The following is a 22785-nucleotide window of genomic DNA, read 5'->3' as shown; positions in this document are numbered from 1 at the left end:
CGGCCCGGCCCTACGTGGAGCCGTGCCAGTCGTCGCCGTGCACGATCAGGCCCGCGACGAGCGCCCCGGACATCCCGGCGTGCGCCAGACCGCCGCCCGGGTGTGACCAGCCGCCGACCGCGTACAGCCCCGGTATCCGGGTGCGGTTCCCGGGCCGCAGGAAGCGGCCCTCCTGGCCCGGCAGCGCGGGGGCCGGTATCGCCTCCCCGTCCGCCGGCGGCAGCACCTCACGCCACAGCACCCGCTCGCGCAGCCCCGGCACCGCGGCCTCGGCCACCGCCGTCAGCCGGTCGGCCACCTCCTCGACGGCCGCACCGTCGAGCCGGTCCCCAGGGCCGTGCGGCGCGACCGTCGCGGACAGCGTCACCGCCTCGTGCTCCCCGTCGGGCCGCGTCGTGGGGTCGTCCGGGCGCAGCACCGTCACCGTCGGCCGCGCACAGGGCGTCCGCGGGCCCCCGCCACCGTCCCCGAACACGCCCGCCAACTCCGCGGCACGGTCCGGGGCATGGACCACCGTGCGGTGTACCGCGCCCGCCTCGCGGGGCCCGCGCAGCGCCAGACAGACCGTCAGCCGCCCCGGGGCGCGGTCCGCCGGTCCGGGGCGCGGCCGCACCTCGTCCGCGCCGTACGGCTCGCGACCGCCCAGCAGCCCGGGCAACCGGGCCGGATCGAGGCCCGCGACCACGAAGGCGGCCTCCTCCAGCCGGCCGTCGGCCAGCTCGACGCCCGCCACCCGGCCGTCCTTCTCGGCGATCCCGGTCACCTCCGCACCGAAGGTGAACTCCACCTTGCGGGCCAGACAGCGCTCGTACAGCGCGTCGGCCAGTGCCCGCACACCGCCGTGGGGGTACCAGCTGCCGAAGGTCTGCTCCATGTACGGCAGCACCGCGGCGCTCGCCGGGGCCCGGCGCGGGTCCAGGCCGTACGCCAGCGCATGGCTCTCCAGCAGGGCGACCAACCGGGGATCGGCCAGCTCGCGGTGGGCGATCTCGGCGAGGGTGGCCGTCGTCGGCCCCTTGTCGCGCCGGCCGAACAGCCCGCGCCGGCGCACCGCCGGATACGGATCGCGCCCCAGCACCCGCCAGTCCTGCCACAGCGGCTCCTCCAGAAGCGGCCGGCGGGCGGCGTCCCAGGCCTCGCGGGCGCGGCCCACCAGCTCGCTCCAGCGCTCACCGGCCCCCGCGCCCAGCGCCTCGTCCAGCGCCGCGAGGACCCCGGCCCGCGAGGCGTTGGGCAGCGACACCGCCGTACCGTCGGCGAAGACATGGCGGCTCGCGGGATCGACCTGGGACAGCTCCAGGCAGCTCTCCAGCGGCTCGCGGCCGGTTTTGAGGAACAGGTCGCGGTAGACCGCGGGCAGATGCAGCAGGCCCGGTCCCGTGTCGAAGGTGAAACCGTCCCGTGCCAGCTGCCGCACCGCGCCGCCGTGCGTCGCGGCACGCTCGAACACCGCCACCCGGTGGCCCGCGACGGCCAGCCGGGCAGCGGCCGCCATCGCGCCCATCCCGGCGCCGATCACCGCAATCCGTGCCATGCCTGCGACCTTATCCGCCGCCACCGACAACGCCGGAACGGGCGGGTGCGGCCGCGGCCGGCGGCCCGCTCAGCCCGCCGGCGGCACCCCGGCGCCCGCCGCGGCCAGCCGCTTCTCCTCGCGCCGGGCCCGCCGCCGGCGCAGGTACCGGCGGATCCGCGACCACAGGAGGACCACCACCACGATGCCCGTGAGCAGCAGCAGTGCCGCGATGGACCCCGCGATCAGCGGATGGAACACCGCGAGGACCACGATCCCGGCCACGCCCAGGTCCTCCAGCAGGCTCAGCACGATGTTGCTGGCCGGCTCCGGCGAGGTGTTCACCGCGATCCGGGCGCCCGCCTTGACCAAGTGGCTCAGCAGCGCCGTGGAGCCGCCCACCGCGCCCGCCGCCAGCTGGGGCAGCGACCCGTCGTGCCCGGCCAGCAGCGCCGCCACCACGCCGCCCGCGACCGGCCGGACGACCGTGTGCACCGCGTCCCAGACCGAGTCGAGGTAGGGGACCTTGTCGGCGATCGCCTCGACCAGGAAGAGCACTCCGGCCACGATCAGCACGTCGGGGCGCTGCAGCGCGGCGGGCACGTCGTCGGTGACGCCGGCCGTGCCGAGCAGGCCGAGGAGCAGGACGACGGCGTAGGCGTTGATCCCGCTCGCCCAGCCACTGGTGAAAACCAAGGGAAGTACGGACACGCCGCAGATCGTAGGCCGCCCGTGGGGCCCGGTGCTCAGTTTTGAGTATCCGTACTCAGACGGCCAGATGAGTAGGTACGCGGATGGGCCGGCGGCCGCCCGGACGGAAGAGTGGGGGCCACGGAAGGGAAGCGGCGCCGCACCGCCGACACGGGGCGGCGGAGCGGCGCGGCTCCCGGACGTGACGGGGGAGACGGGGGAACGACGGGGGAGTACGGGGGCTCCACGGGGGAGCACGGGGGAAACGCCGCCCTGGTCGGATCGGAGGGGGAACGATCCGTGCCAGGGCGGCGCACTCTCCGGTGCGGGCCCGCGGGGGAACACAAAGGGGTGCGCGCCGTACCTGACCAATACGGCGCGCACTCGTCCATTTCTGCGGTCGGTCCGCAGCTACCCGCTGTTGTGGTGGCCGGTGATCACCGGCCTTCCGCGGAACGGCCGCTGACCCGGCCCTGGAGCAGCCGCGACAACGCGGCGTGCACATCGTCGATCGACCGGTCCGGCTGGTACGACTGCCAGTCCAGGGCCGCCACCAGGACCATCCCGAACAGTGCCGAGGCGGTCAGCGGAATGTCGATCTCCTCGCTCAGCTCCTCCTGGTCGACCGCCTCGCGCAGCACGTTCTCCACGACCGTGATGGCCCGCTCCCGCACCACCATCAGCGTCGACTGCCAGGCGCGGTTGGTGCGCCACAGCTCGGCGACGTAGAGCTGGGTGAGCGCCGGGTAGCGGGAGATGAAGTCCAGGCCGGCCCGGATCATCGCGTCGAGTGCGTCGATCCGGCTGCCGCCCCGGTCGGTGACCTCGTCGGCGGCCGCCTGCAAGGAGGTCGCCAGCAGCTCTATGCCGTGCCGCAGCAGCTCCTCGAAGAGAACGTTCTTGCTCGCGAAGTTGTAGTAGACCGTGCCCTTCGCGACCCCCGCCCGTTCGGCGATCTCGTCCACCGTGGTGGAGGAGAAGCCCTGTTCGGCGATGAGTGTGACCGCGGCTTCGAAGAGCTTGCGCCGGGTGGCGTCGCGGCGTGTGTTGGAGCTGTCCATGGCAGGGATTGTGCCGCTCTCCGGGGTGTGCGTGCTCACAGGCTCAGCTCCGGGTGGAGGTCCTTCATCCGGACCACCTGGCGGCCACGGGCGGTCAGCGAGGTCAGCAGGAGCGCGCCGACGGTGAAGGCCGCCAGTACCGCACTGCCCTGCCATACGGGCCCGAGGTCGCCCCCGGTGATGAGCCGGCGCAGCCCCTCCACGATGTAACTCATCGGCAGATACGGGTGGATGGCGCCGAAGAAGCCGGGGCTGGTCTGCACCGGGTACGTGCCGCCGGCCGAGGTCAGCTGGAGCATCAGGAGCGCCAGCACCAGGATCCGGCCGGCCGGCCCGAACTGTGCGTTCAGCCACTGCACGATCGCCGAGAAACAGGCCGTGACCAGCGCCAGGAACCCGAGCGTGCCGGCCGCCCTGGCCATCTGCAGGCCGAGCCCGAAGTGCAGTACGGACATCAGGGCCGCGGTCTGCAGTACGCCCACGCCGACCACCGGCAGCCAGCCGGAGACCGCCACCCGCCAGGAGGAGGCGCCCATCGCCAGCGCCCGCCTGTTGAGCGGCTGGATCAGCATGTACGCCACCATGGCGCCGACCCACAGCGACAGCGGGATGAAGTACGGCGCGAAACCGGTGCCGTAGTTGGGCGCCTTGTGGGCGGCGCCGGAGGCCAGCTGCACCGGGTCGGACATCACCAGGGTGCGGGCGTCGCGTGCCTTCTTGCCGTAGTCGGGGATCCGCTTCGCCCCGTCGTGCAGCCCGCCGGCCAGCTTCTGCGAGCCGTCGGAGAGCTTGAACATGCCGCCGTCCAGGGTTTGTGCGCCGTCCTTGAGCTTGCCCACCCCGGAGTCGAGGTCCTGCATCCCGGCCGCGGCCCGGCCCGTGCCGTCGTGCAGCTGGTGCGCGCCGTCGTTCAGCCGGTCCGCGCCGGCGGCCAGCCGCGCATTGCCCGCGGCCAGCTTGCGGGCGCCCGCGGACACCTTGTGCGCACCGTCGTTGAGGTCGTTGATCTTCTTGACCGCGGCGTCCATGTCGGCGCCCAGGGTGGGGCCGCGCTGCGCCAGCTCGCTCGCCAGGGAGTGCAGGGTGTCCAGGTCCCGGCCCAGCCGGTCGAGGTTCTTCTGGTCGTGGACGTAGCCGCTGACCTCCTCGGCCTTGTCCGCCGCGGTGGCCGCCTGGTCCTTGATCCGCTTCAGTTCGGCGCAGGAGGTGTCGAGGGTGACCCCGCTCTCACAGCGCAGCCGGTAGTAGGTCGCGAGGTGGTCGGAGATGCCCCGGGAGAGCTTGGCCCCCGTGGCGGCCGCAGCGGGCAGCTTGTCCAGGTGGTCGTGGACCGCCTGCGAGCCGTCCGCGACGAGCCGGGCGGCCTCGCCGATCTCCTTGCCGTGCGCCCGGACGAACGGCCCCACCTTGCCGACGACGCCGTTGACGGTGTCGGCCAGTTGCTGCGTCCCGTCGGCCACCTGCCCGGCGCCGTCGGCCAGTTGGCGCGAGCCGTCGGCGGCCGTACCGGCGCCGCGGGCGAGGTCGCCGCTCCCCCGGGAGAGCCGCCCGGCGCCCGCGTTCAGGTCCCCGAGGCCGGTGACGAGCCTGCCGCTGCCGTTCTTGGCGCTGCCCAGACCGTCGGCCAGCTTGCCGGCGCCGTCCTCGGCCTGCCCGATGCCGTCCCGGAGGCGGCCCGCGCCGTCCGCGGCCTCCTGGGTCTTGTCGTGCAGGGTCGAGAACGAGACGAAGATCTTGTCCAGGAACGTGCGGGACGCCTTCTTCGAGGCCGCCGCGCGCACCTCGGAGAACACCGTCCGGGAGATCTGCCCGACGATGTAGTTGTTCGCGTCGTTCGTGCGCACCTTGAGGGCGCCGGTCTCCGGGTGGTCGCCCGAACTGGAGGCGATCCGCCGGCTGAAGTCCTTCGGGATGGACAGCGACAGGTAGTACGTGCCGTCCTCCACGCCCCGGGCGGCCTCCGCGGCGCCCACCGGGTGCCAGTCGAAGGTGTGGCTGTCCGCGAGGCCGTCGACGATGCTGTCGCCCGCGGAGAGGTGCTTCCCGCCGGCCTCGGCGCCCTTGTCCTCGTTGACCAGCGCGACCGGTATCTTTTCCAGCCGCCCGTACGGGTCCCAGAAGGACCACAGGTAGAGCGCGCCGTACAACAGCGGCAGGAGCAGCAGCGCGGCCAGAGCGGCGCGCGGCAGCTTCCCCCTCCCGAACCGCTTCAGTTCAAGCGCGGCCAGCTTCGGCGAGCGCATCGGCCGCCCCCTCCTCGTCGTCCTTCGCGTCGTCGTCCTCGGCCTCGCCGTCTCCGTCGCCGTCCCCGGCGGCCGGCTCCTCGGGCCCCTGCGCGGGGGGCTCCGCGCCCGTGTCCCGCGCGTCTGCGGCGTCCGGCCCGCCGGTCCGCTCCGGGCGGTTGCCGGTCCGGACCAGCACCACGTCCGCGCCGTCCCCGGGCGGCTCGCTGCACACCGCGAGGACGGTCGTGCCGGCCGCGGCGATGCCGCGCAGCATCTCCCAGGCGGCGGTGCGCTCCTCGTCGGACAACTTCAGGTCGGTGTCGTCGACGGCCAGCAGCCGGGGCCGGCCGATCATCGCGAGCGCCACGGAGAGCCGCAGCGCCTCCAGCCGCTCCAGGTCGCGCACCGACGTGCGGATCCCCTTGGGCAGTGCCGCGAGGTCGAGCCCGGCCGCCGCCAGCGCGTCGTCCACCAGGGCGCGGGCCTCGGCCCGGCGCTCCCGGCGCGGCCGCAGCAGGGCACGCAGCGAACCGCCGAACCGGCCCTGCAACAGGGCGCGTTCGCGCAGGTGCTCGCCTACGGTCAGGGCAGGTTCGAGATCGGCGATCCCGGGCACATGCGCGAGTGCGGTGACCGACCGGACCGCGGCCTTCTTCTTGGGCAGCGCCAGCCCGCCGATCCCGGCGGTGCCCTCGGCGGACTTCATCCGGCCGGTGAGCGCGAGCAGCAGACACGTACGGCCCGAGCCGGACGGGCCCTGTACGGCGATCAGCGAACCGGGGCCGGCCGTGATGTCGACGTTCCGGAACGCCCAGCCGCGGGGGCCCTTGACCCCGAACCGCTCGGCCGTGACCGCCGCCCCGTGCGGGGTGCTGTCCACGATCCCCTCCTTGTACTGACTGGTCAGTGCAAAAAGTATGCCGCATCCCACCCCGCCTTCCGCAAGGGGGTCCGGTGAAACGGTTCGGGCCGGGAATCGCCCGCGCTTGCCCCACTCCGCGCGAAATCCGCCGTCCGGCCGGCGAATGTGCAGGTCAGGGCCGATTGTCAGTGGTGTGCCGCACGATGGGGTCAGACGGGCCGAATCAGCGTTCGGCCCCGAACCGGCATGTGACGACAGGAGGTTCGTCATGGCAGCTCGTCCCACCGGGGCCAGTTCCGCTGCGTACGGTCCCCCGAGCGATGTCCACCCCGTCCTGCGCCGGGCGGCCGCACCACCCGCCGCCCTGGCCCTGCTCGCCCAGGCCCAGCAGGGCCTCGAAGAAGCGCGGACCCTACAAGCCCCCAACGAGCGGTTCGCCACCGCCCATCTGGCCGCGCTGCGCACCGCAGCCGCCGTCCTCGCCGTGCGCGCCCGTCCGGAGCCCACCCTACGCCGCAGGCCGGGTGCCGCTCCGCGGCGCGGCCGCCGGGAAAGCATCCGCAGCGCCTGGGACCTCCTCCCCGAGGTCGCGCCCGAACTCACCGAGTGGAGCGCCCTGTTCGCCTCCGGCGCCGCCCGCCGGGCCCGGGCCGAGGCCGGGATAGCCGGCGCGGCCAGCAGCCGGGACGCTGACGACCTCCTGCGGGACGTCGCCATGTTCCTGCGCCTGGTCGAACGGATGCTGCTCCTCCAGCCGCCGCTGCCGCCCCAGCGGGCGGGGTGAGCGGGCCCCGCAATGAGCGGGCCCGGCAAAGGGAAGCCCGGGGTCCGCACCGGCGGAGTGAGCGCGTCGCCGGCGTCGGGCCCCGGGGCTCCGAGGGGGAGCGTCACGGACGGTCCGCGAGGCCCCGGCGGGGCGGGTGATCAGGCCCTCACCCGCTCCGCGGGGCTCCGAGGACGGCGGACGGCGCGGGACGGAATAGGGTGGTGGACGACTGGATGTTCATGCCCCCGCCGAGGAGCCACCCGCCGTGTCTGACCCGCTGCGCCCGCGCGCATCCCTTCGTACCGCCGTGGTCTGGGACGTCCTGAAGGACGCCCTGGAGCGCCGGGTCAAGGCGGCCGGGCGCGACGCCCTGGACGTCCTCGACACCGGCGGCGGCACCGGCAACTTCGCCGTGCCGGTCGCCCGCCTCGGCCACCGCGTCACGGTCGTCGACCCCAGCCCCAACGCCCTCTTCGCCTTGGAGCGCCGGGCCGCGGAGGCCGGCGTCGCCGACCGGATCCGGGCCGTCCAGGGCGACGCCCACGGCCTGTTCGACGTGGTCGAGCGCGGTGGCTACGACACCGTGCTCTGCCACGGCGTGCTGGAGTACGTCGACGACCCGGCCGAGGGCATCCGCAACGCCGTCGACGCGCTGCGCCCGGCCGGCACCCTCAGCCTGCTCGCGGCCGGCCTCGGCGGTGCCGTGCTCGCCCGCGCCCTGGCCGGCCACTTCACCGAGGCCCACCAGGCCCTCACCGACCCGGCCGGCCGCTGGGGCGAGGGCGACCCGGTGCCCCGCCGGTTCACCGCCGAACAGCTCACCGGCCTGGTCTCCGCCACCGGCCTGCAGGTCGGTGCGGTGCACGGGGTCCGGGTCTTCGCCGACCTGGTCCCGGGCGTGCTTGTCGACACCGAGCCGGGTGCCATGGAGGCCCTGCTGAAGCTGGAGGCGGCCGCCGCCGAGCAGCCCGCGTTCCACGCCGTCGCGACCCAGCTGCACGTCCTCGCCGAGCGCGACTGATCCGGGGAGCGGGCCCGGCGGCTGCGTGCGGTCGGCCACAGGCCACCCGATCAGCCCCTTGGCCCCGTATGATCGGTGTACGACGTTCCGGCATGACGGACAGGCGGGTGGGGAATGCAGGCAGCATCACCCCCGGCCGCCACGGCGGCCCGGACAGTGAACTGGCGTCGAGGGGCGGGTTTCACGGGGGCGATTCCCTGCCTATCCTGAAAGGGTCGCACCCCGGTCGCCCCCCGCGACCGACGAGTAGGAGGACTCCGTGCCGCTCTCGGAGCACGAGCAGCGCATGCTCGAGCAAATGGAGCGAGCGCTGTACGCCGAAGATCCCAAGTTCGCGACAGCGCTTGAGGGAAGCGGGCTGCGTACGTACACCCGGCGACGGGTCTACCAAGCGGTCGCGGGCTTCCTGGTGGGTATCGCCCTGCTCATGGCCGGCATGGTCGCGCAGCAGATCTGGATCAGCGTGGTCGGATTCCTCGTGATGCTCGGTTGCGCCGTGTTGGCGGTCACCGGGTGGCGCAAGGCGCCCAAGCCCGGTGAACAGCGCGCCGGCGCCGAGGGCCCGGCGCGGCGTCAGGCCCGGCCGCGGCGCTCGATGATGAACCGCATCGAGGACCGCTGGCAGCGCCGCCGCGACGAGCAGCAGGGCCACTGACCCCGCTCTGAACGTCCTCCCCCTGACGCGCCGTCGCCGCGTCCCCGATATTCCGTGCTGTGGCCGCCCGATCCTTTCGGGCGGCCACAGCACGTTCTGCTGCCGCCGGCAAGTTTTCACTGCCGCCGGCACGTCCTTCCGAGGCAGGCCGGCTGTGCTGCCGACTGCGCCGTGCCGGCGGGCGGTACGGCGGCGCCGGGCCGGCTGGGTACGTGGCCAGCGGGGCCGGGCGCCGTGGCCGTACCGGCCGTACTGGCCCCCTACCTAGCCTGCCGGCGGTCACGGCTATGGCCGGGCGTCGCGTTCTCGCCGTGCGGCGTGCGGCGTGCGCCGGGCGTCGCGGCGCCGCCGGCCGTCGCGGCCCTGCCGAGCGCCCTTGGCCCCGCCGAGCACCCCTGCCCCCACCGGGCACCCCTCAGCCCCTGACCCTGCCGGGCGCCGAGGTCCCGCCGGCCGTTGCGGTCCTGCCGAGCGTCCCTGGCGCTGCCGAGTACCCCTGCCCCCAGCGGGCACCCTCAGCTGCCCCTGACCCTGCCGGACGACACGGACCGTCGCACGCCGCCGCCGGGCCCGCCCGACGGACGCCCGCGCGCTGGGCCCGCCCCATGTCCCGGAAGCGCCCCACGTCCCGGACGCCCCCGGGGCGACCGTTGCACGCCGCCGCCGGGCCCGCCCAGCGGACGCGCCCCGCGCCCTCCCGACGGACGCCCTCCGCGCCCTGGGCCCACCCCACGCCCCGGACCCGCCCCCGAGGCCCGGAAACCGCCCCCGCGCCCTGGGCCCTTGGCCCTGCGCCTACGCCCGCTGTCGCCGCCCCCGCCGGAGCGTGGACGTCGCTCGCCGTAGTGCGGTCACCGGGGGGCTCGTACGGCAGCGGAGGCGCAGGGTCGCCCAGCGGGCTGTGCCGGCGCGGCGGAGGCGGGCGGCCGAGCGCGGGGCGAACAGGGCCCGCAGTCGCAGAGCACGGGGCGCACCGGCCCGCAATCCGGTCAGCACCTGCTGGACGTCGCCGGCCGGTCCGGCGACCGGCCGGGGGCGGGGGGCGTAAAGGATCTGCTCGACCGCCTCCGCGACCCGGTGCGCGGCGGCAGCGGGCTCCGGTGGCAATTCCCCGACGCGAACGATCCGGGCGGCCGCCCTGCGCGGGGTCAGCGACTCGTCCGGGACGATCCCGAAGTCCCAGGCGGTGTCCAGCAGCTCCTGCCAGGCCGCCAGCACGGCCGCCGCCCCGCCGGCGTCCGTCGCCCCGCTCCCGTCCGGGCCGCCGGGCGTCAGTCGCCGGGAGCGCAGCCGCAGCCGCCACAGCAACGGGACCAGCGGCAGCAGCAGAACGAGCAGCGCGACCAGACCGAGAGCGGCCACCGCCCAGGGGGACGGGCCACCGTCCGACGGGCGGGCGCCGGACTGCGCAGGCAATGCCGGACAGTCCGCTCCGCTGTCGGCCGGATGCTCACCCGGGCCGCACGAGGGCGTCGCCGACGGGCCCTGTGTGGGCGGTGCGGGCCGGGCCGGCGCGGGGTCCGGGCGGCCCGGCTCGGTGCTGCCCGAGGTGTCGGGATAGGCGTAGTCCGGGATGCTGCCGCGGCTCGGCGTGGGCTCGAAACGGGTCCAGCCGATGCCCTGGAAATACAGCTCGGGCCACGCGTGCGCGTCCTTGAGGCTGACCGAGGTCGTGCCGTCGGGCTGCTTCGTCCCCGGGGTGAAGCCGACCGCGACCCGGGCCGGGATGCCCAGCGTGCGGGCCATCGCCGCCATCGAGAACGAGAAGTGGACGCAGAAGCCCTCCTTCTGCCGCAGGAACCGGGCTATCGCCTCGGCGCCGCTGCCGGCCCGGACCTCGGTGTTGTACGTGAAGCCGCCGTACAGCGCGAACCAGTCCTGGAGCTTGACGGCCTTGGCGTAGGCGGTCGGGGCGCCCCGGGTGACCTGGCGGGCGGTGGACCGGACGACCGGGGGGAGCGAGGCGGGCACCTTGGTGTACTCGCGCAGCAGCTCGCCGGGCGGTGCCGGGGCGGTGGCCAGCTGCTGGGAGGTGGGCCGCACCTGGAGGCTCTCGACCTGGTACTGCAGATCGCGGGTGTTCTGCCCGCGGTCGCCGACCAGCGTGCGGCCCTGTGGCTCGAAGCGCCAGCGGCCGGAGATGTCCACCCGGGACGCGGGATAGGGGAGCGGAAGCCAGTTCTGCGCGTACCACCCGGCGGTCGAGATGGAGGTGTTGATCCGCTCGCGCCCGACCGCGGAACTGAGGCCGGGTGGCTCCGGCAGCCGTTCGGGCACGTCCGTGACCGTGCGCTCGGACGGCTTCCAGGTCGTGCCGTCGAACTGGTCGAGGGCGACGATCCGCAGATACAGATCGCGGGTATCGGCGGCGGTGGTGCGGTAGTTGAGGACCTCGCGGTCCTCGGGCTGGTTGAGACTGTCCTGCAGCGACACCAGCGGGTTGACCGCGGAGATCGTGCCGCCCCCGCCGCCGCGGCCCGGGCCGCTGCCGGTCGGGCCGAGCAGTCCGCCGCCGAGGGAGGGCAGCGCGGCGGGCACCACGAGGGCGATGCCGAGGACCAGGGCGCCGATCCGCCGGCCCGTACGGACCGGCGCGGTGGCCGGTCCGCCGGCCGCGGAACCCGGCCCGCCGCCCGGCCGGCCCGGAACCGCGGCGCCGAAGACCCGGCCCCACTGGGAGAGCCGGTCGCGGCCCTCGGCCAGCAGGAGCAGCAGATAGCCCGCCGCCGCGATCAGGAACCACAGCCAGCCCGCACCGCCCTGGGCCAGCCCCGCCGCGACCGAGTAGAGCGCGAGCAGCGGCAGGCCCGCGGGCGCGGCACTGCGGTACGTCACCGCCAGGGCGTCCACGATCAGGCCGATCAGCAGCACCCCGGCGACCAGCAGCAGCCGGATGCCGGGGGTGACCGGGGCGGGGATGGCGTACCGGCCGACGTCCTGGACGCCGCTCCGCAGCAGCCGGCCGAACGCGGTGACCGCGTCCGGGCCCGGCAGCAGGCCGAGCACGGCGTCGGCCGGTACGAAGAGCACGGTCAGCAGCAGGACCAGGACCAGCAGCTGGGCGGCGATCGTCAGCGGTCCGGCGAGCGGGACCCGGCGGGCCAGCGCGCCCACCCCGGTCATGATCGCCAGCAGGGTCGCCGCCTGGAAGATCCAGCTGACCGGATCCACCAGCGGCAGTAGCGCACCGGCGGCACCCAGGGTGGCCAGCGCGGCACACAGCGCGAGTCGTGCCCGGCCGCTCATCCGTCCGCCTCCCCTCGCGCGAGGCCGGCGAGGCCGTCACCGTATCCATCCCCGTACGCGTGGTGCTTCCGCACCGGCCGCCCGCTCCCGTTCATGGCCGTCCCCCCGTCACCGTCTCAGCGGCGCCGTCCGGCCCCGGCTCCAGGTGGTCCGGTGCCGTCCCGGCCTGGTCGGCGGCGGCCCGCCACAGATCGGCGAGCGCGTCGCCCGGCGTCACCGGCAGCGCCGTCCAGCCCGCCCGCCGCAGCAGCCGCAGCCGTTCGTCGAGCGGCACCTGGCCGGTGGCGAACCGGATGCCGCCGGGACCCCGGCTCCAGGCGTCGCCGTCCAGGACGAACGCGATCGCCGTCCCGCAGCGCCGGCGCATCTGCCCGGCGATCGCCGCCTGTTCGGTGTCCAGGTCGCCGAGGAAGGCGATCAGCAGCCCCTCGCTGCCGCCGCGCAGTACCTCGTACGCCGCCGACAGTCCCTCCTCCTCGGAGTGCTCGACCACGGCGAGGGTGTCCAGCATCAGGCCGGCGGTGTCGGCGGAGCCGACGCCCCCCGGGAAACCACCGGCGCCGTCCGGGCCCGGGACCGAGCTGCCGGTGTCGGTCAGCAGCCGGACCGCGAAGCCGTGCTCCAGCAGATGCACCGCCGTGGAGGCGGCGGCCGACACCGCCCATTCGAAGGCCGAGTCCGGTCCGGCTCCGGGGTGGGCGAGGTCGCGGGTGTCCAGCAGGACCGTGCAGCGCGCCTTCTGCGGCTGCTCCTCCCTGCGGACCATCAGCTCGCCGTGGCGCGCGGTGGACCGCCAGTGGATCCGCCGCAGGTCGTCGCCGTGGCGGTAGCCGCGCGGGATGATGTCGTCCTCGCCGGCCAGGGCCAGCGAGCGGTGCCGTCCGTCGCCGTACCCCGCGGCCTCGCCGGCCAGCCGGACGGCCGGCAGCGGCTCGACCCGCGGCACCACCATCAGGGTGTCGAAGGTCTGGAAGGAGCGGGTCAGCTCGCACATCCCGAACGGGTCGGACAGCCGCAGCTGCAGCGGCCCGAGCGGATAGCGGCCGCGCAGGTCCGAGCGGACGCGGTAGGTGACCTCCCGGCGGCCGCCGGCCTCCACCCGGTCCAGGACGAAGCGCGGCCGTGGCCCGAGGACGTACGGCACCCGGTCCTGCAGCATCAGCACGCCGGTCGGCAGCCGGGAGACGTTCTCCATCAGCAGCCGGACCCGGGACTCGGCGCCGGCCGGCACCCGGGCGGGCGAGAGGGTGCGGCTGCCCGCGACGCGGTAGCGGGTGCGGTGCAGGACCAGGACGCACACCAGCGGCAGGGCGATGAGGAGCAGCCCGACCCGCAGCAGGTCCGGCTGCCCGAGCAGATACGAGCACACCGCGGCGGCCACCCCGGCGGCCAGGAACGACCGGCCCCGTGTCGTCATCCCCCCGAGGGCCGCCCGCAGCCCGCCCGGCTCCGGCGTCCCCTCGCTCCCCCCTCCACTCATCACAACCCCCGGACCCCGGGCGGCTGCCGGCCGTGCGTCCGCCACGGCTGCGCGGACGGCTCGGGAACGGGGACGCGCTGGAGGATCTCCACCACGGTCTGCTCGGCCGATCTGCGGCTCAACTGCGCCTGGGCGGTGGGCAGCAGACGGTGCGCCAGCACCGCGACCGCCAGCGACTGGACGTCGTCCGGCAGGGCGTACTCCCGCCCCGCGAGGGCCGCGGCGGCCTTGGCCGCGCGCACCAGATGCAGCGTCGCCCGCGGTGAGGCACCGAGCCGCAGCTCGGGGTGGTGGCGGGTGGCGGACACCAGGTCGACGGCGTACCGCCGGACGGCCTCGGCGACATGGACCTCGCGGACCGCGTCGATCAGCTTGAGGATCTCGTGGGCGTGCGCCACCGGCTGGAGGTCGTCGAGCGGGGAGGCGCCGCCGTGCACGTCCAGCATCTGGAGCTCGGCGGCCGGGCTGGGGTAGCCGATCGACACCCGGGCCATGAAGCGGTCGCGCTGGGCCTCGGGCAGCGGGTAGGTGCCCTCCATCTCGACCGGGTTCTGGGTGGCCACGACCATGAAGGGGCTGGGGAGTTCGTAGGTCTGCCCGTCCATCGTGACCTGGCGCTCCTCCATGGACTCCAGGAGCGCGGACTGGGTCTTGGGGGAGGCGCGGTTGATCTCGTCGCCGATCACGATCTGGGAGAAGATCGCGCCGGGCTTGAACTCGAAGTCGCGCTGCTGCTGGTCGAAGATGCTGACGCCGGTGATGTCGGAGGGCAGCAGATCGGGCGTGAACTGGATACGCCGCACCGAGCAGTCGATGGAGCGGGCGAGCGCCTTGGCCAGCATGGTCTTGCCGACGCCGGGCACGTCCTCGATGAGCAGATGGCCCTCGGCCAGGAGCACCGTCAGCGCGAGCCGTACGACCTCCGGCTTGCCCTCGATCACGCCTTCCACCGACCGGTGAACCCGCTCCGCGGTGGTGGTCAGATCGGTGAGGCTCGCTCGTTCGTCATACGTCGTCACTCGGCCCTCCTCGGCCCTGTGCCACGGGCCGACACCCCCTTGTGCGGAACCGGCCCACCCCGAAAATGCGCGCCGGGCCCGGCCACCGCCGGCACGACGTCACCTACGCATTCTTGCCGCCCGCGCGCTCCGGCGTCATGACCTGTGGATAACTCAACACCTCAGGCCCCGGCGTTCCGGGCGAACCCGGCGATTCCGGCGCGGGCCGACCCGGAAAACCGGGCCGGCCCGCGCTCCGGACGGTCAGTCCTGGGGGTCGATCTCCCGCAGCAGACCCGTCTTGACGTCGAAGACGAAGCCGCGCACGTCGTCGGTGTGCAGCAGGAAGGGCGAGGTGCGCACCCGCTGCATGGACTGCCGGACGTCCTCGTCGAGGTCCTTGAACGCCTCGACCGCCCATGTCGGGCGCTGGCCGACCTCCGCCGCGAGCTCGTGGCGGAAGTCCTCGGTCAGATTGAGCAGACCGCATCCGGTGTGGTGGATGAGGACGACGGAGCGGGTGCCGAGCGCCCGCTGGCTGATGGTCAGGGAGCGGATGATGTCGTCGGTGACCACACCACCGGCGTTGCGGATGGTGTGGCAGTCGCCGAGCTCCAGGCCGAGCGCGGCGTGCAGGTCGATACGGGCGTCCATGCAGGCCACCACGGCGACCTTGAGGACGGGCCGGGCGTCCATGCCGGGATCGGTGAAGGCGGCGGCATAGCGCTGGTTGGCCTCGACCAGGCGGTCGGTGACCGTGCCGCCGGAGCGCACGGCGGCACTGTCGAGGGACGGGGACGACGGCTGCGATGCAGGTATGGGCATGCATTCACCGTAATAGTCACGGGCCGTTCCGGCCCCGTGGGAGGCCGGGCATAGGGGGCAACATCACCCGTTGTGAGGTAATCCACAGCCCCGCCCGGGCAGCCCCCACACGGGTGAAAAGGCCGCCGGGAACGCCCCGGCGAACCCGTCGCGGGACGCGCGGAACCAGTTGATTGACCGGGGCAGCCGGTGGACTAAAGTGGCGCGAAGTGGGAGGCGTGACGCTCTCCTTGGATACCGAATTCCTCGCGTGCGCGCATCGTACGTACGGCTCGGCCTCCTCCCGCTCCCATGGACTTCCGACGTCACTTCCCCGTCGCCGGAGGGCCACTTCCCCTTCAGAGCGGGCGGGGACCAAGCGGTACGTGCGGCATCCCCCAGCCAGCGGCCGGGGACCCACCTGCCGCCCACCCCATCGGAAGGCGCATGAGTAATACCCGCCACGTACCCGTCATGCTCCAGCGGTGCCTGGACATGCTCGCCCCTGCGCTCGCCGAGCCCGGTGCGGTCGTCGTCGACTGCACCCTCGGCCTCGGAGGGCACAGCGAGGCGCTGCTCACGGCCTTCCCGGCGGTCCGGCTGATCGCCCTCGACCGCGACCCGGCCGCCCTGAAGCTCGCCGGTGAACGGCTCGCCCCCTACGGCGACCGCGCCACCCTGGTGCACGCCGTCTACGACGAGCTCCCCGAGGTGCTCGACCGGCTCGGCGTCCCCCGGGTCCAGGGCGTGCTCTTCGACCTCGGCGTCTCCTCCATGCAGCTCGACGAGGCCGACCGCGGCTTCGCGTACGCCCAGGACGCCCCGCTGGACATGCGGATGGACCAGACGACCGGCATCAGCGCGGCGGAGGTCCTCAACACCTACCCGCCCGGGGAGCTGGTGCGGATCCTGCGCACCTACGGCGAGGAGAAGCAGGCCAAGCGCATCGTCTCGGCCATCGTCCGCGAGCGCGCCAAGGAACCGTTCACGAACAGCGCGCGGCTGGTCGACCTGATCCGGGACGCGCTCCCGCAGGCCGCCAAGCGCACCGGCGGCAACCCCGCCAAGCGCACGTTCCAGGCCCTGCGCATCGAGGTCAACGGCGAACTCGCCTGCGTGGAGCGGGCCGTCCCGGCCGCCGTGGACGCGCTCGCGGTCGGCGGCCGGATCGCCGTGCTCTCGTACCACTCCCTGGAGGACCGGCTGGTCAAGCAGGTCTTCGCGGCCGGCGCCACCAGCACCGCACCGCCCGGCCTGCCGGTCGTCCCGGAGCAGTACCAGCCCCGGCTGAAGCTGCTCACCCGCGGTGCCGAACTCCCCACGGAGGAGGAGATCGCGGAGAACCGCCGGGCCGCCCCCGCCCGGCTGCGCGGCGCGGAGCGCATCCGCGGACACGTCGGGGACGGCAGGAACGGCAGGAACACCCACCACTCGGTGGGCACCCCGTGAGAGGCCAGGGGCGGCCGCGCAGCGCGCAGAAACGGCTCTCCGCGCTGTTCCCGGCCGCCCCGGCCGCCCCCGGCACCGCCGCGCGCACCCCGTTCGTCCTCCTCATCGTGGTCCTCCTCGGATCCGGGCTGATCACCCTGCTGCTGCTCAACTCCGCGCTCAACCAAGGGTCGTTCGAGCTGAGCCGGCTGGAGAAGAAGACCGACGAGCTGACCGACGAGCAGCAGGCGCTGCAGCAGGAGGTGGACGGCTACTCCGCACCGGGCGCCCTGGAGCGGCGTGCCCGTCGGCTCGGGATGGTGCCCGGCGGCGCTCCGGCGTTCCTGCTCCCGGACGGCACGGTCCGCGGCAAGCCCGGCGTGGCCGGTGCCGACGGCGCGCCGCTGAGCACCTCGGCCGAGCCGTCCGCGTCCGCCCTTCTGGGCACCACGACGCGCGGGCCGGCCGCCCCGCGCCTCCCTGCGACCACAGCGGTCGTCGCGCCGTCCGTCGAGCCGCCGGTCCCGGCCGGCTCCGGGACGCTCGGCCCGCAGAGCACCCCGGGCGCGGGCGCCACCCCGGGCCACCCGGCCCCGGCCCCCGCCGCGTCCCCGGCCTCCGGCCCCGCGCGCGTCCCCGCCCGGGCCGCCGCCCCCACCGCCCGCACCTCCGGCTCCGCGCCCGCCCCCGCCCCGACGACCCCCGGCAGGTGACCGCGGTATGAGCGAGCCCAGGGACCCCCGCCGGGTTCCGCGCCCCGCCCGGCGCGGCGGTCAGCCCCAGGACCGCACCGGCCGCCCGCCCGCCGCCCGGCGCCCCGCGCCGCGGCCCGGCGCGCCCCGCCCGGCCGCCCGCCGCTCCGGCCCGGCCCGGCCCGGCTCCGGCCCCCAGGCGCTCCGCCTCGGCAGCCCGCGCCCCCGGCTCCGCCTGGTCTCCCTCGGACTGACGCTGATCATGCTGGTCTTCGTCGTACGGCTCTTCCAGGTGCAGGCCGTGGACGCCGGGGCGTACGCCGCCCGGGCCAACGAGAACCGCTACGTCCCGGTGAAGCTGGCCGCCGAGCGGGGCGACCTCACCGACCGCAACGGTGTGGCGCTGGCCACCTCCGTGGACGCGTACGACATCACCGCCGACCCCAGTCTGCTGGCGCCCGCCAAGACCAAGATCCGCGACGCCCCGCAGCAGGCCGCCGCGCTGCTCGCGCCGATCCTGCACGTCGACAAGGCCGCGCTCACCGAGAAGCTCGACCGGCCCGGCTCCCGCTACGTGCTGCTCGCCCGGCAGCAGACCCCCCAGGTGTGGAAGCGGATCAAGGACCTCCGCAGGACCCTCGACGCCCGGGCGGCCGCCGCCCCCAAGAGCGCGCCCCGCCCCGACGTGCTGGTCGGGATCTTCGCCGACAAGCACAGCAGGCGCGTCTACCCCAACAAGGACCTCGCCTCCGGCGTCCTGGGCTTCGTCAACAGCGTCGGCAAGGGCGGCGGCGGCCTGGAGGCCCGCCTGGAGTCGCAGCTCGCCGGCAAGGACGGCAAGCTCGTCTACGCCCAGTCCGGCGGCCGCCGGGTGCCCACCGCCGCCACCCAGGAGCACCCCGCCGTCCCCGGCGCCGACATGGAGCTCACCCTCGACCGCGACATCCAGTGGGCGGCTCAGCAGGCCATCACCAAACAGGTGGCGAAGTCCGGCGCCGACCGCGGCTACGTCGTCGTCCAGGACACCCGCACCGGCGAGATCCTGGCCCTGGCCAACGCCCCCGCCTTCGACCCCAACGACATCACCAAGGCGGAGCCGGAGGCGCTCGGCAACGCCGCGCTGTCCGACGCGTTCGAACCGGGCTCCACCAGCAAGCTGATGTCGATGGCCGCCGTACTGGAGGAGGGCGTGGCCACCCCGTCCACCCGGGTCACCGTCCCGAACCGGCTGCACCGCGGCGACCGGCTCTTCGCCGACGACGTCGACCACGAGACCTGGCACCTCACGCTCAACGGCGTGCTCGCCAAGTCCAGCAACATCGGCACCATCCTCGCGGCCGGCCAGCTCGGCCGGACCCAGCCCGAGGCGAACCGGGTCCTCTACTCCTACCTGCGCAAATTCGGCATCGGCCGGCCGACCGGGCTGGACTTCCCGGGCGAGACCGACGGCATCCTGGCCAAGCCGCAGGCCTGGAACACCTCACAGCAGTACACGATCCCCTTCGGCCAGGGACTGTCCCTCAACGCCGTACAGGCCGCCTCGGTCTACTCCACCATCGCCAACGGCGGCGAGCGGATCGCCCCCACGCTCGTCCGCGGCAGCACCGGGCCCGACGGCCGCTTCGTCCCGGCGCCCAGGCCCGCGAAGACCCGGGTGGTCAGCCAGAAGACGGCCCGCACCCTCGCCACCATGCTGGAGTCGGTGGTCGACGACGAGGAGGGCACCGGCGCGAAGGCGAAGATCGACGGCTACCGGGTCGGCGGCAAGACCGGCACCTCCAACCGGGTGGACCCCAAAACCGGCCGCTACCACGGCTACACCGCGTCCTTCGCCGGATTCGCCCCCGCGGACAAACCGCGCATCACGGTCTATTGCGCCGTGCAGAATCCCACCAGGGGCAGCTACTTCGGCGGCCAGGTCTGCGGCCCGATCTACCAGCAGGTCATGGCCTTCGCGCTGAAGACCCTCCAGGTACCGCCGACCGGCGCCGAGCCCCCGCGCCTGCCGGTCACCTTCAGGCCAGGCCAATGAAATCGAGGCAATCCCGCCGTGACGACCATCACCCCTGACGGCCTCCCCGAGCCCGCCGACCGCGCCCCCACACGGCCCTCACTTCGCCCCGGGCCCGATCGGCCCGGTACGCTCACCGCCGTGTCACAAGCTGATCAGTCCCCGAACGCCCCGCACGCTCAGAAGGGTGGTCCCGGTACGTACCCGGGAGCGCCGCGCCCTGACCACGTCCGCCCCACCCCCCTGGCGGACCTCGCCGAGCAGCTGGGCACCCCCGCGCTCGCACCCGAGCAGCCCGGTGCAAGCACCGGCTCCACCGGAGCGGCTGACGCCGCGCAGTTCGTCGGTGTCACCGGCATCACGCACGACTCCCGGGCGGTCCGCCCCGGCGACGTCTACGCCGCCCTGCCCGGCGCCCGGCTGCACGGTGCCGACTTCGTCGCCCAGGCCGCCGACCTCGGCGCCGCGGCGATCCTGACCGACCCGTCCGGCGCCGACCGCGCGGCCGCCACCGGCCTGCCGGTCCTCGTCGTCGACAACCCGCGCGCACGGATGGGGGCCCTGGCCGTCTCCATCTACGGCGCGCCGGGCGAGGACCTCCTCCAGATCGGCATCACCGGCACCTCCGGCAAGACCACCACCGCGTACCTCATCGAGGGCGGACTGCGGGCCGCCGCGGCGAAGCGCCCCGACGGCGGGCTGACCGGCCTGATCGGCACCGTGGAGACCCGGATCGGCGACGAGCGGATCAAGTCCGAGCGCACCACCCCGGAGGCCACCGACCTGCAGGCGCTGTTCGCCGTGATGCGCGAGCGCGGCGTCCGCGCCCTGGCCATGGAGGTCTCCAGCCACGCCCTGGTCCTCGGCCGGGTCGACGGCTGCGTCTTCGACGTCGCGATCTTCAACAACCTCAGCCCGGAGCACATGGAGTTCCACTCCGGGATGGAGGACTACTTCCAGGCCAAGGCCCAGCTGTTCACCAAGGCCCGCAGCCGGGCCGGCGTGGTCAACCTCGACGACGAATACGGCCGGCGGCTGGCCGAGGGCGAATCCGAGGTCCCGGTCACCACCTTCTCCGCCGAGGGCCACCCGGACGCCGACTGGCGCGCCTCCGACGTCGAGGTCGGCGCACTCGGCTCCACCTTCACCGTGCACGGCCCCGACGGGCAGACGCTCCGCGCCGCCTCCCCGATCGCCGGCCCGTTCAACGTGGCCAACGCGCTCGCCGCGATCACCGCGCTGGTCGTCGCCGGCATCGACCCGCAGACCGCGGCCGACGGCGTCGCCGCGGTGCCCGGCGTCCCCGGCCGCCTGGAGCGCGTCGACGCCGGCCAGCCGTACCTGGCGGTGGTCGACTACGCCCACAAGACCGACGCCGTCGAGTCGGTCCTGCGCGCGCTGCGCAAGGTCACCGACGGCAAGCTGCACGCCGTCCTCGGCTGCGGCGGCGACCGCGACCCGCACAAGCGCGCCCCCATGGGCGCGGCGGTCGCCCGCCTCGCCGACACGGCCGTCCTGACCTCCGACAACCCGCGGGGCGAGGACCCGCTCGCGATCCTCGCCACCATGCTGGCGGGCGCCGCGGAGGTGCCGATCCACGAACGCGGCACGGTGCTGGTGGAAGAAGAGCGGGCCGCCGCCATCGCCGCCGCCGTCGCCCGCGCCGAGCCCGGCGACACCGTGATCGTCGCGGGCAAGGGCCATGAGCAGGGCCAGGACATCGCCGGAGTGGTACGCCCCTTCGACGACCGTCAGGTGCTGCGCGAGGCCATCGAGGCTTCCTTGACGTCACCGCACCCGAAACACCAGGGATGACACTCCGCCATGCGCGCACAACCGATTCGCCGTCACCGACCGCCGCTCGCCGGGGGTGACCTGTGATCTCCCTGTCCCTCGCCGAGATCGCGAGCATCGTCGGCGGGCAGCAGTACGACATACCGGACGCCGACCGCCAGGTCACCGGACCGGTCGTCGCCGACTCCCGGGCGGTCCGCCCCGGCGGCCTGTTCGTGGCCTTCGCCGGGGAACGCGTCGACGGCCATGACTTCGCCCGCGGCGCCGTCGAGGCCGGCGCGGTGGCCGTACTGGCCGCCCGCCCGCTCGGCGTCCCGGCGATCGTCGTGCACGACGTCACCGCCGCGCTCGGCGCACTCGCCCGCGCCGTCGTCGAGCGGCTGGGCACCACCGTCGTGGGGCTGACCGGCTCGGCCGGCAAGACCAGCACCAAGGACCTGATCGCCCAGCTGCTGCAGCGGCACGGCCCGACCGTCTGGCCCGAGGGCAACCTCAACAACGAGATCGGGCTGCCGCTGACCGCGCTGCGTGCCGATGCGACGACCCGTCACCTCGTGCTGGAGATGGGCGCCCGCGGCGTCGGCCACATCCGCTACCTCGCCGCGCTGACCCCGCCCCGGATCGGCGTGGTGCTCAACGTCGGCTCCGCGCACATCGGCGAGTTCGGCGGCCGTGCGCAGATCGCGGAGGCAAAGGGCGAACTCGTCGAGGCGCTGCCGGCCGCCGAGGACGGCGGGATCGCGGTGCTCAACGCCGACGACCCCTACGTGCGCGCCATGGCGGCCCGCACCAAGGCCCGCACGGTGCTGTTCGGCGAGGCCGAGGACGCCGCCGTACGCGCCGAGAATGTCCGGCTCACGGAGCTCGGACAGCCCGCCTTCACGCTTCACACACCCTCCGGGTGCAGCGATGTGACCATGCGGCTGTACGGTGAGCACCACGTGTCGAACGCGCTCGCCGCGGCCGCCGTCGCCCATGAGTTGGGCATGCCCGTAGACGAGATCGCCACCGCGCTCTCCGAAGCCGGCACGCTCTCCCGCTGGCGCATGGAGGTCACCGAGCGCGCGGATGGCGTGACGGTCGTCAACGACGCCTACAACGCGAACCCCGAGTCCATGCGAGCGGCGCTGCGTGCGCTGGTCGCGATGGGCGCCGCCGCCAAGGCGAAGGGTGCTCGTACGTGGGCGGTGCTCGGTGAGATGGCCGAGCTCGGCGAGGAGTCACTCGCCGAACACGACGCGGTCGGGCGGCTGGTCGTCCGGCTCAACGTCAGCAAGCTCGTGGCGGTCGGCGGCAGGGAAGCGGCCTGGCTCGACATGGGCGCCAAGAACGAGGGTTCGTGGGGTGAGGAGTCGGTGCACGTGTCCGACGCGCGGGCGGCGGTCGACCTGTTGCGCAGCGAGCTGCGGCCGGGAGACGTCGTGCTGGTGAAGGCGTCCAGGTCGGTGGGGCTGGAGCGGGTGGCCGCAGCACTGCTGGATGACGCAGGGTTGTCGGGCGCCGCGGGCGCCGAGGGTGGAGCCGCGACCCGATGAACTC

17 protein-coding genes are annotated in these 22785 nt (G+C 74.4%); 8 read left to right on the top strand and 9 right to left on the bottom strand.

All coding sequences use genetic code 11. From position 1 onward, the window contains the following. Positions 1-10: 10 nt before the first annotated feature. The 5 genes from ACGF4C_RS06540 to ACGF4C_RS06520 all read right to left on the bottom strand — a co-directional run bounded on the left by ACGF4C_RS06540 (position 11) and on the right by ACGF4C_RS06520 (position 6369). Positions 11-1534, bottom strand: a complete 1524-nt coding sequence (locus tag ACGF4C_RS06540) for a phytoene desaturase family protein (protein WP_393563772.1) — start codon at positions 1532-1534, stop codon at positions 11-13. A gap of 69 nt (positions 1535-1603) precedes the next feature. After that, on the bottom strand, positions 1604-2224 hold the full coding sequence (locus ACGF4C_RS06535; protein WP_393563771.1) for a DUF4126 domain-containing protein: 621 nt from the start codon (positions 2222-2224) through the stop codon (positions 1604-1606). A 416-nt stretch (positions 2225-2640) separates the two neighbouring features. Further along, positions 2641-3264, bottom strand: a complete 624-nt coding sequence (locus tag ACGF4C_RS06530; RefSeq protein ID WP_030415497.1) for a TetR/AcrR family transcriptional regulator — start codon at positions 3262-3264, stop codon at positions 2641-2643. A gap of 35 nt (positions 3265-3299) precedes the next feature. After that, entirely contained in the window at positions 3300-5507 is a 2208-nt protein-coding gene (locus ACGF4C_RS06525; protein ID WP_393563770.1) for a YhgE/Pip family protein, read from the bottom strand. Further along, positions 5479-6369, bottom strand: coding sequence for an ATP-binding cassette domain-containing protein (locus ACGF4C_RS06520; protein WP_393563768.1), 891 nt, complete (start codon positions 6367-6369; stop codon positions 5479-5481). The genes ACGF4C_RS06525 and ACGF4C_RS06520 overlap by 29 nt, the downstream gene beginning before the upstream one ends. Positions 6370-6619: 250 nt before the next feature. On the opposite strand from ACGF4C_RS06520, the gene ACGF4C_RS06515 reads away from it, so the two are divergent. The 3 genes from ACGF4C_RS06515 to ACGF4C_RS06505 all read left to right on the top strand — a co-directional run bounded on the left by ACGF4C_RS06515 (position 6620) and on the right by ACGF4C_RS06505 (position 8793). Further along, positions 6620-7135 carry an SAV_6107 family HEPN domain-containing protein gene (locus tag ACGF4C_RS06515; RefSeq protein WP_393563767.1) on the top strand — a complete coding sequence of 172 codons (516 nt, stop codon included), beginning with the start codon at positions 6620-6622 and terminating at the stop codon, positions 7133-7135. Positions 7136-7382: 247 nt separating this feature from the next. Continuing rightward, the gene (locus ACGF4C_RS06510) at positions 7383-8138 is read left to right on the top strand and encodes a methyltransferase (RefSeq protein ID WP_393563765.1); all 756 of its coding nucleotides are present in this window, start codon (positions 7383-7385) and stop codon (positions 8136-8138) included. Between the two features lie 259 nt (positions 8139-8397). After that, positions 8398-8793: a DUF3040 domain-containing protein gene (locus ACGF4C_RS06505; protein WP_030415502.1), complete on the top strand. Its 396-nt coding sequence runs from the start codon at positions 8398-8400 to the stop codon at positions 8791-8793. A 795-nt stretch (positions 8794-9588) separates the two neighbouring features. Here ACGF4C_RS06505 and ACGF4C_RS06500 read toward each other — a convergent pair. The 4 genes from ACGF4C_RS06500 to ACGF4C_RS06485 form a co-directional block, all read right to left on the bottom strand. Further along, the gene (locus tag ACGF4C_RS06500; RefSeq protein ID WP_393563763.1) at positions 9589-12039 is read right to left on the bottom strand and encodes a transglutaminaseTgpA domain-containing protein; all 2451 of its coding nucleotides are present in this window, start codon (positions 12037-12039) and stop codon (positions 9589-9591) included. A gap of 91 nt (positions 12040-12130) precedes the next feature. After that, complete coding sequence (locus tag ACGF4C_RS06495; RefSeq protein ID WP_393563761.1) at positions 12131-13519, bottom strand: DUF58 domain-containing protein; 1389 nt, start codon at positions 13517-13519, stop codon at positions 12131-12133. Next, positions 13519-14538: an AAA family ATPase gene (locus tag ACGF4C_RS06490; protein ID WP_393563760.1), complete on the bottom strand. Its 1020-nt coding sequence runs from the start codon at positions 14536-14538 to the stop codon at positions 13519-13521. The genes ACGF4C_RS06495 and ACGF4C_RS06490 overlap by 1 nt, the downstream gene beginning before the upstream one ends. 243 nt (positions 14539-14781) lie before the next feature. Continuing rightward, positions 14782-15342 (bottom strand): carbonic anhydrase, encoded by a 561-nt coding sequence (locus ACGF4C_RS06485; RefSeq protein ID WP_030415506.1) that lies wholly within the window; start codon positions 15340-15342, stop codon positions 14782-14784. Positions 15343-15768: 426 nt separating this feature from the next. On the opposite strand from ACGF4C_RS06485, the gene rsmH reads away from it, so the two are divergent. The 5 genes from rsmH (at position 15769) to murF (ending at position 22781) form a co-directional block, all read left to right on the top strand. Then, positions 15769-16770 carry a 16S rRNA (cytosine(1402)-N(4))-methyltransferase RsmH gene (rsmH, locus tag ACGF4C_RS06480; RefSeq protein ID WP_393563759.1) on the top strand — a complete coding sequence of 334 codons (1002 nt, stop codon included), beginning with the start codon at positions 15769-15771 and terminating at the stop codon, positions 16768-16770. Continuing rightward, positions 16767-17462, top strand: a complete 696-nt coding sequence (locus ACGF4C_RS06475; RefSeq protein ID WP_393563758.1) for a septum formation initiator family protein — start codon at positions 16767-16769, stop codon at positions 17460-17462. Before rsmH ends, ACGF4C_RS06475 begins: the two co-directional genes overlap by 4 nt. A 7-nt stretch (positions 17463-17469) precedes the next feature. After that, on the top strand, positions 17470-19473 hold the full coding sequence (locus ACGF4C_RS06470; protein ID WP_393563756.1) for a peptidoglycan D,D-transpeptidase FtsI family protein: 2004 nt from the start codon (positions 17470-17472) through the stop codon (positions 19471-19473). Positions 19474-19491: 18 nt separating this feature from the next. Beyond that, on the top strand, positions 19492-21267 hold the full coding sequence (locus ACGF4C_RS06465; RefSeq protein ID WP_393563755.1) for a UDP-N-acetylmuramoyl-L-alanyl-D-glutamate--2,6-diaminopimelate ligase: 1776 nt from the start codon (positions 19492-19494) through the stop codon (positions 21265-21267). A 62-nt stretch (positions 21268-21329) separates the two neighbouring features. Further along, positions 21330-22781: a UDP-N-acetylmuramoyl-tripeptide--D-alanyl-D-alanine ligase gene (gene murF, locus ACGF4C_RS06460; RefSeq protein WP_362141539.1), complete on the top strand. Its 1452-nt coding sequence runs from the start codon at positions 21330-21332 to the stop codon at positions 22779-22781. The last annotated feature ends 4 nt before the right edge of the window (positions 22782-22785 follow it).

The organism is Streptomyces sp. NPDC048197 (assembly GCF_043202395.1).
GTDB lineage: Bacteria > Actinomycetota > Actinomycetes > Streptomycetales > Streptomycetaceae > Streptomyces > Streptomyces siderophoricus.
This window is presented reverse-complemented; position numbering and strand designations above follow the sequence as displayed.

Bases quoted from the DNA above. Each gene is read 5' to 3' on its own strand.
- ACGF4C_RS06500 (WP_393563763.1), bottom strand. From the start codon at position 12,039: ATGAGCGGCCGGGCACGACTCGCGCTGTGTGCCGCGCTGGCCACCCTG.
- ACGF4C_RS06540 (WP_393563772.1), bottom strand. From the start codon at position 1,534: ATGGCACGGATTGCGGTGATCGGCGCCGGGATGGGCGCGATGGCGGCC.
- ACGF4C_RS06485 (WP_030415506.1), bottom strand. From the start codon at position 15,342: ATGCCCATACCTGCATCGCAGCCGTCGTCCCCGTCCCTCGACAGTGCC.
- ACGF4C_RS06525 (WP_393563770.1), bottom strand. From the start codon at position 5,507: ATGCGCTCGCCGAAGCTGGCCGCGCTTGAACTGAAGCGGTTCGGGAGG.
- ACGF4C_RS06495 (WP_393563761.1), bottom strand. From the start codon at position 13,519: ATGAGTGGAGGGGGGAGCGAGGGGACGCCGGAGCCGGGCGGGCTGCGG.
- rsmH (WP_393563759.1), top strand. From the start codon at position 15,769: ATGAGTAATACCCGCCACGTACCCGTCATGCTCCAGCGGTGCCTGGAC.
- ACGF4C_RS06470 (WP_393563756.1), top strand. From the start codon at position 17,470: ATGAGCGAGCCCAGGGACCCCCGCCGGGTTCCGCGCCCCGCCCGGCGC.
- ACGF4C_RS06515 (WP_393563767.1), top strand. From the start codon at position 6,620: ATGGCAGCTCGTCCCACCGGGGCCAGTTCCGCTGCGTACGGTCCCCCG.
- ACGF4C_RS06530 (WP_030415497.1), bottom strand. From the start codon at position 3,264: ATGGACAGCTCCAACACACGCCGCGACGCCACCCGGCGCAAGCTCTTC.